Source organism: Candidatus Endoriftia persephonae (assembly GCF_023733635.1).
In the GTDB taxonomy this organism is placed as follows: Bacteria; Pseudomonadota; Gammaproteobacteria; order Chromatiales; family Chromatiaceae; genus Endoriftia; species Endoriftia persephonae.
Genome location: NZ_CP090569.1, coordinates 2,809,582 through 2,823,590 on the forward strand (window position 1 = coordinate 2,809,582; position 14,009 = coordinate 2,823,590).

The 14,009-nt window shown below is 52.2% G+C and carries 9 protein-coding genes; 6 read left to right on the forward strand and 3 right to left on the reverse strand.

The window, feature by feature from the left end:
- Positions 1-3 precede the first annotated feature (3 nt).
- Complete coding sequence (gene ppsA, locus L0Y14_RS12660; RefSeq protein WP_006475352.1) at positions 4-2,376, forward strand: phosphoenolpyruvate synthase; 2,373 nt, start codon at positions 4-6, stop codon at positions 2,374-2,376.
- On the opposite strand, the gene ydiJ is transcribed toward ppsA, so the two are convergent.
- The 3 genes from ydiJ to L0Y14_RS12675 form a co-directional block, all read right to left on the reverse strand.
- The gene (gene ydiJ, locus L0Y14_RS12665) at positions 2,368-5,418 is read right to left on the reverse strand and encodes a D-2-hydroxyglutarate dehydrogenase YdiJ (protein WP_005959008.1); all 3,051 of its coding nucleotides are present in this window, start codon (positions 5,416-5,418) and stop codon (positions 2,368-2,370) included. The genes ppsA and ydiJ overlap by 9 nt on opposite strands.
- 116 nt (positions 5,419-5,534) lie before the next feature.
- The gene (locus L0Y14_RS12670) at positions 5,535-6,155 is read right to left on the reverse strand and encodes an SIS domain-containing protein (protein WP_005959007.1); all 621 of its coding nucleotides are present in this window, start codon (positions 6,153-6,155) and stop codon (positions 5,535-5,537) included.
- Between the two features lie 376 nt (positions 6,156-6,531).
- The gene (locus tag L0Y14_RS12675; RefSeq protein WP_005959006.1) at positions 6,532-7,323 is read right to left on the reverse strand and encodes an HpcH/HpaI aldolase family protein; all 792 of its coding nucleotides are present in this window, start codon (positions 7,321-7,323) and stop codon (positions 6,532-6,534) included.
- Positions 7,324-7,799: 476 nt separating this feature from the next.
- Here L0Y14_RS12675 and L0Y14_RS12680 point away from each other — a divergent pair, with 476 nt between their 5' ends.
- From L0Y14_RS12680 to L0Y14_RS12700, 5 genes are all read left to right on the forward strand, one after another.
- Positions 7,800-8,840, forward strand: a complete 1,041-nt coding sequence (locus L0Y14_RS12680; RefSeq protein WP_039959590.1) for a Gfo/Idh/MocA family protein — start codon at positions 7,800-7,802, stop codon at positions 8,838-8,840.
- A 100-nt stretch (positions 8,841-8,940) separates the two neighbouring features.
- Positions 8,941-9,897 (forward strand): phosphoglycerate dehydrogenase, encoded by a 957-nt coding sequence (locus L0Y14_RS12685; RefSeq protein WP_005959004.1) that lies wholly within the window; start codon positions 8,941-8,943, stop codon positions 9,895-9,897.
- A 16-nt stretch (positions 9,898-9,913) separates the two neighbouring features.
- Complete coding sequence (gene pgl, locus L0Y14_RS12690) at positions 9,914-10,597, forward strand: 6-phosphogluconolactonase (protein WP_006475346.1); 684 nt, start codon at positions 9,914-9,916, stop codon at positions 10,595-10,597.
- Positions 10,598-11,288: 691 nt separating this feature from the next.
- Positions 11,289-12,482, forward strand: a complete 1,194-nt coding sequence (locus L0Y14_RS12695; protein WP_005959002.1) for a carboxylate--amine ligase — start codon at positions 11,289-11,291, stop codon at positions 12,480-12,482.
- A gap of 175 nt (positions 12,483-12,657) precedes the next feature.
- The gene (locus tag L0Y14_RS12700; RefSeq protein WP_251859203.1) at positions 12,658-13,743 is read left to right on the forward strand and encodes a cyanophycin synthetase; all 1,086 of its coding nucleotides are present in this window, start codon (positions 12,658-12,660) and stop codon (positions 13,741-13,743) included.
- Positions 13,744-14,009 lie beyond the last annotated feature (266 nt).

A 14,009-nucleotide genomic window follows, 5' to 3' on the forward strand; every position in this document is an offset into this window, starting at 1 on the left:
TCGATGAGCGACTACCTGCTCAGACTCAAGGATCTCGGCATCCACCAGGTCGAAGAGGTGGGCGGCAAAAACGCCTCCCTCGGCGAGATGATCCAGCACCTCTCGAAAGCTGGCATCAAGGTTCCCGGCGGCTTCGCCACCACCGCCCAGGCCTATCGCGACTTTCTCGCCCAGGATGGGCTGGACCGGCGCATCCAGCAACAACTGGAGCGGCTCGACATCGACGATATCGACCAGCTCAGCCAGACCGGCGCGCAGATCCGCCAGTGGATGATGCAGCAGCCCTTCCAGCCGGCACTGGAACGGGCTATCGATACCGCCTGGGCCGATCTGGAGGCGGAGTATGGCAGCGAGGTCAGTTGGGCTGTGCGCTCCTCGGCCACCGCCGAGGACCTGCCCAACGCCTCCTTTGCCGGTCAGCAGGAGACCTTCCTCAACGTCAGCGGCCGCGATAACATCAAACAGCAGATCAAGGCGGTGTTCGCCTCACTGTTCAACGACCGCGCCATCGCCTATCGGGTGCATCAGGGCTTTGAACACCGCCAGGTGGCCCTCTCCGCCGCCATTCAGCGCATGGTACGCAGCGATCTGGCCGCCAGCGGCGTGATGTTCACCCTGGATACCGAATCGGGCTTCCGCGACGTGGTCTTTATCACCTCCAGCTATGGCCTCGGCGAGATGGTGGTACAGGGGGCGGTCAACCCGGATGAGTTCTATGTGCACAAACCAACCCTGGCGGCGGGATGCCCCGCGATCCTGCGCCGCACCTTGGGCGAAAAGGCGATCGAGATGCGCTACGCCAACGACGCTGAGGCACTGGTGCAGAGCGTCGAAGTGGAACTTGCGCGCCGCCAGCGCTTCTCCATCAACGACCAGCAGATCGAGCAACTAGCGCGCCACGCAGTCGCCATCGAGGCCCACTATGGCCAGCCGATGGATATCGAGTGGGCCCTCGACGGCAACGATGGCGAGCTCTATATCGTGCAGGCACGGCCCGAGACTGTGCAGAGCCGCAGCGCCGGGGTAGTGGAACGCTACAGCCTGCCCGAGCGCGGCGAGCTGCTGTGCGAGGGGCGCAGCATTGGCGCACGCATCGGCAGCGGCACCGCACGTCTGATCACCGATCTGCAGCAGATGGGGCGCATCATTCCCGGCGAGGTGCTGGTCACCGATATGACCGATCCAGACTGGGAGCCGATCATGAAACGCGCCGCTGCCATCGTCACCAACCGCGGTGGGCGCACCTGCCATGCGGCGATCATCGCTCGCGAGCTGGGGGTACCGGCGGTAGTGGGCTGCGGCAATGCCACCGAGACGATCCCGGACGGCGAGCCGATCACCGTCTCCTGCGCCGAGGGCGACACCGGCTTCATCTACAGGGGCGAGCTGCCATTCAACTATCAGCGGGTCGAGCTAGAGCAGATGCCGGAGGTACCGCTGAAGGTGATGATGAACGTTGGCAACCCGGACCGAGCCTTCGATTTCGCCATGATCCCCAACCAGGGGGTGGGGCTGGCGCGACTGGAGTTCATCATCAACAACATGATCGGCATCCACCCCCGGGCGCTACTGGAGTATGAGCAACTGCCGGATGAGCTGAAGGCGCAGATTGCACCACGCATCACCGCCTATGGTGATCCGGTCGAGTACTATGTGGCGCGGCTCAGCGAAGGCATCGCCACCCTGGCGGCGGCGTTCCAACCAGAGCCGGTGATCGTGCGCATGTCGGACTTCAAATCCAACGAGTATGCCAACCTAATCGGCGGCGAACGCTACGAGCCGCGGGAAGAGAATCCGATGCTCGGCTTCCGCGGCGCCTCCCGCTACACCTCGGAGGCCTTCCGTGACTGCTTTGCGCTGGAGTGCCGTGCCTTCAGGCGAGTGCGCGACGAGATGGGGCTGACCAATGTGGAGATCATGATCCCGTTTGTGCGCACCGTCGAAGAGGCCCAAGGGGTGGTGGATGCGCTGGCGGCCAACGGCCTGCGCCGTGGCGACAATGGCCTGCGCCTGATCATGATGTGCGAGATCCCCTCCAACGCACTGCTGGCCGAGCAGTTCCTCGAGCTGTTCGACGGCTTCTCCATCGGTTCCAACGACCTCACCCAGTTGACCCTCGGCCTCGACCGGGACTCGGCGCTGGTCGCCGCCAGCTTCGACGAGCGCAACCCGGCAGTGAAGGCGCTGATCCGCATGGCGATCGACGCCTGCCACAAACGCGGCCGCTATATCGGCATCTGCGGACAGGGGCCCTCGGACCACCCGGACCTGGCTGAGTGGCTGCTGCAACAGGGCATCAGCAGCATCTCGCTCAACCCCGATACGGTGGTCGATACCTGGCTTTTACTGGCAGGGAAAAAGTCCGTTTCACAGTAGATTGTTGAGCACTTGAACCGGATGGGGTATCCGCTGATTGTCCAACCGTTTGACCTGACTGCGGCAGGAATAGCCAGTCGCAACCAATATACCCCGGTTGTCGGGGTCGTTGATCACCTCCGACCAGCTCAGCTGATATATTTTCTTTGAGGTTTCCAGATTGTCTGCTTCGTGACCAAAGGTGCCAGCCATACCACAACACCCAGTTGCCAGCGTTTCGAGCTGTTGCCCAAGCGCCTGGAATATCTGTTGCCAGTCACGAATCGTCTGCACCGCTGATGTCCGTTCGGAACAGTGGGCGAGCAGTTTGAAGTGGTGCGGCAGCAGTTTTTTTCCATGTGTCGTCAGAATCTCACGCTGCTGAGCCAGCCACTCCTGGATGAGCATGACGTTTACCACTTCTGCATCCTTGATCTTCCGGTACTCTTCACGGTACGTCAGCGTTATCGAGGGGTCTATTCCCACCAGAGGCACACCGGTGGTCGCCAACTCCGCTAGCATCTGGGCGTTCTGTCTGGCGGTATTTTCGAATGCTTGTAGAAAACCGTGGATGTGCAGCGGTTTACCGTTAGGGCGATACGGCGCCACCAAGACAGTAAAATCCAGCTTTCTCAGCAGATCCACCAGATCCAGGACCAACTGGGATTCAAAGTAGCTGGTGAAGGCATCCTGGACGATGATGACTGCTGCATCTCTCTCGTTCTGTGTCAGCGATTCGATCGCATCAATGGACGCGAGGGGTAAAGTACGCTGCTCCAGCCCCCCCTTGAGAGTATGGGTAGAGATGGCTGGACTATTGACCATTCCCAGATAGCGGCGCATGAGTTTAGCAATGATTCTGTTGCCTACCGCCCAGTTATAGGGCGCAGGGAATCTCGCCAGCCAGGGGATCATGAACTCCAGACCACCGACAATATAGTCCTTTACCGGGCGCAGATAACGCCCATAATACAGCTCAAGAAAGCGGGCACGAAAATCGGGCACATTGACCTTGATTGGGCACTGACCGGCGCAGGATTTACAGGCCAGGCAACCCATCATCGCTACATGAACCTCGTGGGAAAAGTCGTAACTGCCATTGCGTCTGGAGAGGGAGTTTCTGATCCGGCCAGGCAGGGTCGCAATAAACGAGTTTTTTTTGACCAAACGGCTCTCAGCGACAACATCCACACCTTTGCAAGACAGCAGCCTTAACCACTCACGAACCAAAGATGAGCGTCCTTTTGGAGAGTGGATACGTTGCCGAGTCGCCTTCCAGGAGGGACACATGACATCCCTGGGATCATAATTGTAGCAAGCTCCGTTACCGTTGCAGAACATCGCTTCTGTGTATTCATCCCGAACGGCCGGAGCGATCTGGCGATCATGCTGACCACGGGTGGGAACCTTGTCGATCTTGAGCAGTGATCCCTCCCAACCAAGCGGGGTGGCGATCTTGCCAGGATTCAACTGGTTGTGGGGATCAAATAGGGCCTTGATCTTCTGCAACTCAGGATAGAGTTCGCCAAAAAACTCCGGCGTATATTCAGAACGCACCCCTTTGCCGTGCTCGCCCCACAGCAGGCCACGGTATTTCTGGGTCAGTTTGACGACCTGATCGGTGATGGTGCGGATCTGTCGTGCCTGCTGTTCGTCCTTCATGTCGATCGCGGGGCGAACATGCAGCACCCCTACATCTACGTGGCCGAACATTCCATACTGCAGATTGGCCTCATCCAGCAGTTGTCGAAACTCCATGATGTAGTCGGCCAGGCTCTCCGGTGGTACGGCGGTGTCCTCAACGAATGGAATTGGTCGCTTCTCGCCCTGTGTGTTACCCAGCAACCCAACCGCCTTCTTGCGCATCGCCCAAATCTTATCAATCTCTCCAGCACCGTAGACGGTGCTGTACCCAAAGCACTTTCCAGTTTTACCACTGACCTGCTTGAGATAGTTGGTAAGTTTGTCAACTCGCCTGCGTAACTGCTGTTCATCATCGCCGGTGTATTCCACTAGGTTGATGCCGCAAATCGCCACTTCCTGCTGATTTTGTGGGAAGTAGTCACGAACGCTTTCCCAGACGATATCTTGCATCGCCAGATTGAGAACCTTGGAATCAATGGTCTCGATCGACGTTGGCCCCCACTCCATCAGCGCCTTAGCATCCCTGAGCGATGACTCAAAACTATCGTATTTAATATTGATTAGCGCTGAAAACTTTGGGATTGGTAGCAGATTGAGTTTTGCCTCCGCAACAAACCCCAGTGATCCTTCGGCCCCACACAGTATGGAGTTGAGATTGAATCGGCCCTGCTCATCCCGAATGTGGGCCAGGTCATAGCCTGTCAGGCATCGGTTCAGTACGGGGAAACGGTTATCAATTTGCTCTCTATTGTCGCAGTAGATCTGATCCAGCATTCGATGAATGGTGCCAATCTGGTCATTGCGACAGCATATTTCCGTAAACTGATCATCACTCAGTGGGGCAGAATGCCATACCCCGCCACCCAGCAGAATGCTCTTCAACTCCAGCACATGATCACGGGTCTTGCCATAGAGTATTGACCCTTGACCACTGGCGTCTGTACTGATCATTCCACCTATGGTGGCGCGATTGCTGGTAGAGAGTTCTGGTGCAAAAAACAGACCATAGGGTTTGAGGGCATTGTTTAACTGATCCTTGACCACCCCCGCCTGTACTCGGACCCATCGCTCATTGGCATTAATCTCCAATATGGCATTCATGTGCTTGGAGATATCGACGACCAATCCATCGGTGAGAGATTGGCCATTGGTACCAGTGCCACCACCTCGGGCGGTGATCCGGACCTGATTGAACCTTTCTTGACCGGCTAGCCGTGCAATGAGGACGAGATCATCGGCGTTTTGAGGATAGATTACCCCTTGCGGCAGCACCTGATAGATACTGTTGTCAGTGGAGAGTACGACACGGTTGCCGTAATCCGGATTGAGGTCCCCTGCAAAGCCACCATCTTCAAGCGCATCGAGAAAGTCTAAATAATGCTTTTGAATGCTATCTATTTCGGAGAGGCAGGGGATCATTATTATGCGTAACGATTACGATGGAGTACGAATGCCTCTATCAAATCGGCCTCCTGTAAAGCGGCGATGTTTACAGGAGGCGATATCGGAAAAGCGTTTGTATAGTGGAATCCAACCTAGAATTTTCGCTGTTGGATTACTTCCTCATCCATGTGGGCCTGGCGCACATACTGCGCCAGGATGTGCATCAATGATTGGTGAACATCCTCGATAACACCGTAGTTCTCTGCATCGACATGCAGATTCACGTCTGTAATGCTGGCGGAGCGTCCTCCCGAGAAGCCGGTCATCGAGATCACAGGAATACCGTTATCCTTACCCCACTGAACTGCACGAACGATGTTCTCAGAATCTCCAGATGAGCTTATAGTGATCAATGCATCGCCAGCCTTGGCCAGACTCTTCAGTTGGTACACAAAGACATCATCGTAAGAGATATCATTGCCGATGGCAGTAATCATCTCCACCGTGGCACTGAGGGAGTAGATCCTGGGCTTCAGATCAGTGTCAGTCTGTACCAGTTTGCAATGGTCGCAGACCAAATGATTGGCAATGGCTGCTGAGCCACCATTACCACAAGAGTAGACCATTCCACCTGCAGAATAGACTTTCGTCAGAATATCTGCAGCCTGACGCAGCTTGTCGCCATCAACTGTCGCAGCAGCGGCAGAATAGTTGCTGAAGTAGTCTGTCGCGTAATCAGCGACATCAGTGAATTTTCTATCTGGGAAAGTCATTACAGCCCTCCTAAATGTAGTCAGAATGCGGACAAGGCGTAGTGTTAGATATGGTACGCTGAAATATTAGCTAGCCGTATCACTCAGATACATCACATGCAATACGCGCCCTTAGCAATGGCATTACTAAAGGGTAAAGTGGAACCGAGTGTAGGAATACAAATAGCAAATTACAACCCGTGACCTTAATACCTTTGCACATTCCTTTCCCCTGCGGATTTTTCTGACTGGGTAATCATTATCTTGGTTGAGATTCAAAGGTCAGTCAGACTGACTGCATCAATCAAACTCATATGCCCCCGGCATAAGCCGGGGTTTCCTAATTATTAACTACAATCCATCGAGGCTACTTGCGGTTAAAGTAGTAACGGTGAATCTAACCTTGTTCAATACCACTTCTTACCGCGTTTACCGTATCTTTTGCCGCCTGCATCAGAAATCGGTCATCACTGGCGAGCGATGTCAACTGGAATCCATCCTTGATCATTTGCACTGCAACCTCCGGCGAGTTGGTATGAATGCCAGCGGGTATACCATGACGTTTGCACGTTTCAATGATTTTTTGCCTTGCCTCGATCACTTTCGGATCATTTTGCCCACCACGTGGTTGGCAGCCCAGTGCCATGGCTAGGTCCGATGGACCAACGTAGATGGCACTGATGCCAGGCACGTCCAGGATCTCGTCAAGGTTTTCGATTGCTTCCCGAGTCTCAATCTGCGGTATAACGAGAGTTTCATCGTTAGCGTATACGTGATAATCCCCGCCACCGTGTGTGGCGCCGCCCGCATAGTATTTTGCCCGGATCGGTCCGAAACTGCGCATACCCATTGGCGGATATTTACATGCAGCAACCAGTGACTCCGCTTGGTCTGGATTATTGATCATGGGACAGATTACACCATACGAACCCGCATCCAATATCTTCATCAATCGGGCGGGATCGTTCCACGGCACCCGGGTGAGCGGGATGACTGATGTAGTTGATATGGCCTGCAGCATGGTTATTGCCATCTGGTAATCGACAACACCATGCTGCATATCGATTGTGATGGAGTCGAACCCTTGGTGCGCCATCACTTCGGCAGAAAATGAGCTGGGGATAGAGCACCAACCATTGACGACCGCTCCACCATTGGCCCAGATCTCTTTAATTGTATTTTTTCTCACCAGAAACTCCTCAATGTAGCAATTCGGGCCCTCGCACGGCCGAATATCAGGATTGAAAAACGGGATTGGGAAGTCAGGTAGGATTATGGATGCTCATCTGTCTGATCGCTTCCTACCACCCGACAGACTGCCGACGGCGATACTACCGACTTTGGCATGGTCTCACCACGACTGCCGTCACAACATACACGCCAAAATTGGACTTGGTCAAACTGTCGGCCAGATTGATCTGCTTCACACCTTTGCCGGAATGGGCTTGCAAACAGCATAGCCAGCCCATAGAGTTCCATCACAAATATAAAGAAATATCATGTGGAGCCGACAACCAAAGGCACGGTTACCATTACATTGCAAACCTGGCAAGACATCATCTCCTCACACGCTACTTTAGTATATTAACCAATCCTTCTGAACGCGCCTGGTTGATCGACTGGACTTAGGGACATCTTTTTACAACACCTGTGAGCTTGAAGCATATGAGTGCACCACTGAAGATAGGAATTGTCGGCCTTGGAAAGATGGGAGGCATCCGCGCCAAGACCGTGCGGGATTGCGATGACACAGTCTTAGTATCCGGTACGGATCCCAACCCACCAGCGCAAGGATTCCAAGACATTAAGATCCTCCCCGACTATCGGGCTGTCATCGATTCCGATGTTGACGCTGTCATCGTCTGCGCCCCCAACCGATTCATTCCAGAGGTCGTAGAATCAGCCCTGGATGCAGGGAAACATGTCTTTTGTGAAAAGCCACCGGGTCGCAACCTGGCAGATATCGAGCGCATTATGGAGGCCGAAAAGCGTAACCCGGGTCTGGCGCTAAAGGTAGGATTCAACCACCGCTACCATTACGGCATCATGGAAGCCAAGAAAATCGTTGAGAGTGGCAAATACGGCGAGATTCTCTGGATGAGAGGGGTCTATGGCAAGGCGGAGGGGTCAGGTAATCCCAATGAGTGGCGCGACGACCCAGAGGTTGCTGGTGGAGGCATACTGTTCGATCAGGGCATTCACATGCTAGACCTCTTTCGCTATTTTTGTGGTGATTTTGTCGAAATCAAGAGCATGTGCACCACTGCATTCTGGGATATCGCCCTTGAAGACAACGCCTTTGCCCTACTGCGGGACAAAAAAGGCCGTATCGCACAGCTGCACAGCTCATTCACCCAGTGGAAACACCGTTTTACGCTGGAGATATTCATGCAGGACGGCTATGTCATAGTGGATGGCATGCCCTCAGGAACGCGCAGTTATCGCGACGAATGGATCATCCAAGGCCGCAAACATGTCGGTTTCGCGATTGGCAATCCCCCTGAGGAAAAGACTTTCTGCAACACCGACCCGTCTTGGGACTTGGAGTTGGCCGAATTTGTTGACTGCATCCGCACCGGCAAGCCGATTCACAACGGCACAACAAAAGATACCTACGAGGTGATGAAGATGGTGTTTGGCATCTACGATGCCGACCCACAATTCAAGCAAGAACAAGCAAAAAAGCTGCAGAGCAGGAATCGGTAGCACTGCTGCTTGCCATCAGCATGACTGCCTTTGGGCAAACGGGCACACACGCCAGCGCCTCATATCATTATAGTTACGAAGAGATCTCCACGGAGCTTGCATGAGAGAAAACACCCCTATTGCCGTCACATCACGTTCATTTTCCCGCCACCCTGTGTTGCGGGCAGAACTATTGGAACGTTATTCCGATGTCAAGTTCAACGACGACGGGGTGTCGCTGGCCGGCGAGGATCTGATCGAATATTGTCGTGGGCGCCGCAAAATAATTTCCGCTTTGGAGACGATTGACGAACCTTTTCTAAAGGCCCTACCTGAGCTTGAAATTATCAGCAAATACGGCGTGGGCACCGATATGCTGGACAAGGAGGCGCTGATTCGACACGGAATCAAACTGGGTTGGACCGGCGGCGTTAACCGACGCTCAGTGACCGAACTGGTAATCTCCTGCGCCATATCGCTGTTGCGTCATGTGCCGGCAGGATCGCGTGAAGCACGCGAAGGGGTTTGGAAAAACAGGATGGGCAAGGAGATCTCAGGCCGCACCGTTGGCATCATTGGTTGCGGGTATATCGGCAAAGATCTTACGCCGATTCTGAATGCCTTTGGCTGCAAAGTACTGGCACACGATATTCTCGACTTCCCCGAGTTTTACGCCCAGCATAATGTTGAAGCGGTGAGCCTAGAAGAGTTGCTACAGCGGTCGGATATCGTGACACTGCATCTTCCGTTAGACGACAGCACGCGCAACATTCTCAATGCTGAACGGTTGGCACTGATGAAGCCGGATGCAATGCTGATCAATGCTGCACGGGGCGGCCTGGTCGACGATGCGGCCCTCAAGAAGATACTGCAAGAAGGCAAGATCGCTGCGGCCGCACTAGACGTATTTGCTGTCGAACCGCCGGATGATCTGGAGATGCTGCAACTGCCCAATCTGCTGGTCACACCGCATATAGGTGGCAGTTCTGAAGAGGCCATTCTTGCTATGGGCAGAGCTGCGATTGCGGGCCTGGATGAGAACAAAATACCAACAGCAGATTACCCTCCCGCAGGTTAACCGGATTAAATTATTGATGACCATTGAAGAACGCGGGTTTGAATCGATGGAAGCTGCCGCGCATGCATTGGCGGATGAACTAGCCTGCACCATGCGGGATGCAATCACCGAGCGTGGTCGTGCGCTACTCGCAGTATCCGGTGGGCGTACCCCACAAACTGTCTTCAACTATTTGTGCAAGCAAAATATCGACTGGGCCAGTGTAACCATCACACTGACTGACGAACGCTGGGTTCCGGTGGGCCATACCGATAGCAACGAAAGCCTAGTGCGAAACTACCTACTGCAGGGAGATGCTGCCGATGCAACCTTTATCCCGTTCTATGGTGGTGAAGCAACACCGGAGTTGGGCCAAGCAGCTTGTGAAGCCCGACTGGCTACCATCGATAGGCCATTCGACGCCGTTTATATTGGCATGGGTGAAGATGGCCATTTTCTCTCACTGTTTCCCGGTGATGCCGCTGTTGAGGTGCGTGAAGGCCGCTGCGTTGCAGTACCGGAGACCAAAACCCGGCTGCCACGTATGTCCTTGACAGCATCGTTTGCCCTGAATACAAAAAATCTGTTCCTCCTTTTCTCCGGTGCAGCAAAGCACGCAAAATACGCTGAGGCAAAAAAAGAGGGGTTGTACAGCGAGGTACCATTGCGTTTGGCTCTGTTACAAAAGCATGCGCCTGTGCACGTCCTAACTGCGCCATAGAGACTCAAAATGCATGCCTTGCATCGATATATATAGTGAGATCAATCCTCCACTATCTCCTTGGGCGGTGCCGTCAAGTGTGTCTGACCAACGAGTAAGATTCCGCTCAATAGTCTATCGGCGGACTGGCAAAGGACGTTCATACCAAGCAAGGTGATTTTTATTGTTGCTGGCGTCACCCCAAAAAGGATGGCACCCTGTTGATCCGCCGGTTAAGCACCCGATAGCAGATCAGGCCAGCTTGATAACGTGAGTCCGAAATTTGGTGACATGCTAACGTCTTTCTTGGTTGACACTGAGTGCTGGGGGTGGGAAAAATGGCTTGGCGATTTTGGTGGAAGCCGCGAAACAGAAGGAGTGATCAGGGTTTCAAGCACATATAGTAGGCGGTGTTAGCAAACTTGCTTTGTGTCGCAAAACAAAGTTCTCTCTCTTGCCCGCCCCCAGTGATTAGCATAACTTTGGGCGAACAAATTACGGTCAGCTTCAAGGAAAATTTGTGACTGAACATCAGGGACAGATCAAGCCCGGCCTGATCCAGATAATTAGAATTTCCACCCCGGTTTGCGTGATCTAGTAGATAATTTTGGATCGTTTGCTAACTACCGGTAAACAAGCGTCATGTGAAAGTTTTTCAAATAACTCCGATTGACGATTCAGCCCACTCAAACATATTTAAGCGACGTTAACCATGGTTGATAAGGATAGTTCAAATATACCTGTATTGATTCTCGGCGGCCATGAAAATGCCCTTTCGATTCTTCGTAGCCTGAGTCGCCATGGTATACCTGTTAGCTTTTCAGCAACAGAAGGCCGTCCCATCACATTCTCCAGATATGGAAATAAGCAATATATTATTCCTTTAGGCGCCGATGTATTTGACTACTGGTCAGAGCTTCTACTTGGAAGACCTCATCCAGAACTGAATGGTCATTTGATATTCGGCTGCGGAGATGATGCTGTTCAGTTTCTCGCGGAGAACCGCGAAGAGCTGGAGAAGTACTATCTTTTAGATGAATTTATACCTGAAATTCATCTCGCTATGCTCGACAAAAAAGAGACCCTTCGGCTCGCCAAAAAGATTGGAATAGGAACACCGAGAACCTGGAAAGTGGACGCTGGATCCTCAATCGAAGAATTAACGAGCCAAAATATTGAATATCCTGTCATCGCAAAGCCAGTCAATTCCCTTGTTTTTAGGACTAGGTTTAACGGCAAAAAATATCTCCGAGCCGACAATCAAGCCGAGTTAATAGCCAACCTGAAGGCCGCCAGCGAGAAGGAATGTGACGTAATAATCTCAGAATTCATCCCAGGCCCCGACACTCTGCTAAGCAGTTTCTATACTTACATCAAATCAGATGGAACCCCACTTTTTCAATTCACCAAGAGAGTATTGCGCCGCTTTCCGCCTAATCATGGAGGTGCTTGCTATCACATCACCGACTGGGACCAGGAAACCGCAGAATTAGGGATGAAGTTTTTTCAAGGCATCGGCCTTCGCGGGATGGCCAACATAGAATTCAAAAAAGACCCCCGTGACAACCAACTAAAGGTAATTGAATGCAACCCAAGATTCACTGCTGCTCATGAGCTGCTTGTAAGATCCGGGATGGATATTGCCTACTTAATCCACCAACACATGAGCGGTAAATTTGTTCCCTATACCGACAGTTTTCGTTCCAACATGAGACTGCTCTACCCTGTAAATGATTACCTCGCATTTCGCACCATGAGGCAAAAAGGCGAGATAACTTTTCCCCAGTGGATTGCTAGCTTAGCCCATCCTCAGGTCTTCCCCTTTTTTAGACTACTGGATCCGTATCCGTCGATACATCACTTCCTCAAGCACTTCCGGACTCAAGAAAAGAAGACAAAAGGTTGAGAGGCTGACTCAGAGTTTCTCCTAGCAACATAAGAATTTAACATGCCGTGCATGTTAAATTGTGTAGCACTGGAGATGATTAGACGAACTTTTAGCAGAAATTAGATTTTCTGCCCGGCTTGATTGGAATAACTAACCAAGAAATATTCACACTTGGATGCATCACATTTGTACTATGAATTACGTTACTTTGACTGTACTGGAGAACTACTCAAGAATCAGCAAATTCTTGACGCTTACCTCCCCAGAAAAACGGGCTATTGAGCAGCGCTTTTGGGATCTTCGAAAGCGATTCTATCGCGATTTGTGGCGTGAATCCGCATCCAGGATAGGTGCGAAGATTGAAGAAATCGGCTCTGATTTTCAATGCATCACTCGAAATGACCTGCATACCTTTGTACAGATGGACAAAGTCATGCTGGACAGCAATCTAACGTTAAGACTTGCGGGCAACAAACCTCTTACACACCAACTTTTAGAAACCATCGAAGGTTACCGAGCACCCAGGTATCTAGAGTTCCGATTTTCCCAATTGGACGATGCCTTAAAATTTCTTAGCGACTCAACACAAGCTTGCGTAGTGAAACCCGCATCCGGCACCGGTGGAGGAAGTGGAGTTACTACAGGCATTGACAGCAAACAAAAGTTGATCAACGCCACCATACTTGCCAGAAAATTTTGCTCGAATATTGTAATCGAAGAGGAAGTCAAAGGGCATTCTTACCGTTTGTTATTCCTAAATTCAGATCTGATACATGCGGTAAGACGTGATCCACCAGAAGTTAGAGGTGATGGGCGCTCCAGCATCAAGCAATTGATGGAAATAGAGACATCAAATCGACTGACAGGGAACACGCCGCGCGCACTCAGCCCTTTACTGATCGATATGGAGTGTAAAAATACCCTAAATGCACAAAACCTGTCTCCCAACTATGTTCCAAAAAAAGATGAGTCGATCAAAGTCAAACAGGTAGTCAATCAGAATTGTTCAAGGGAGAGTCATTCCGTCACGGACCAGGTTCACCCGGAAACCATTACTCTGGCGCAAAATATTATTCGCATCATGGGCTGTGAACTCGCCGGCATCGATATAATCACCACCGACATAGGCCAACCGTTGCATGCAACCGGTGGGATAATTGGCGAGGTAAATACCACCCCTGGCCTCCATCATCACTATCTTCTTGCAGACAAGAGTCCCCACGAGCAAGGAGTGTGCGAAACCATATTGGAGTATATATTCAAGAAAAAGCGCTCGTAACCTGACGATTGGTACCGTGGTATTAATAAACCCACGCCGCCATCGTTCCGATGGGAGGTAGCTTTTCCATAGTTTGGGTGGCAACGGATCTAGCAAGGATTTTCCGGACACAAAATCAAGCAATCTCTTGATACTGGGCATCGTACTTAGCCAGTGTCAGGTGCCAGGCATCCGATCGATGAATGCCGGCGCTGGCGATTATAGAAGCCCTCAATATACTCGAAGATCTCTCGCTTAGGGAATAGGTGGAATCGCCCGATGCCGGG

Bases quoted from the DNA above. Each gene is read 5' to 3' on its own strand.
- pgl (WP_006475346.1), top strand. From the start codon at position 9,914: ATGACCATTGAAGAACGCGGGTTTGAATCGATGGAAGCTGCCGCGCAT.
- L0Y14_RS12700 (WP_251859203.1), top strand. From the start codon at position 12,658: ATGAATTACGTTACTTTGACTGTACTGGAGAACTACTCAAGAATCAGC.
- L0Y14_RS12685 (WP_005959004.1), top strand. From the start codon at position 8,941: ATGAGAGAAAACACCCCTATTGCCGTCACATCACGTTCATTTTCCCGC.
- ppsA (WP_006475352.1), top strand. From the start codon at position 4: ATGAGCGACTACCTGCTCAGACTCAAGGATCTCGGCATCCACCAGGTC.
- L0Y14_RS12695 (WP_005959002.1), top strand. From the start codon at position 11,289: ATGGTTGATAAGGATAGTTCAAATATACCTGTATTGATTCTCGGCGGC.
- ydiJ (WP_005959008.1), bottom strand. From the start codon at position 5,418: ATGATCCCCTGCCTCTCCGAAATAGATAGCATTCAAAAGCATTATTTA.
- L0Y14_RS12670 (WP_005959007.1), bottom strand. From the start codon at position 6,155: ATGACTTTCCCAGATAGAAAATTCACTGATGTCGCTGATTACGCGACA.
- L0Y14_RS12680 (WP_039959590.1), top strand. From the start codon at position 7,800: ATGAGTGCACCACTGAAGATAGGAATTGTCGGCCTTGGAAAGATGGGA.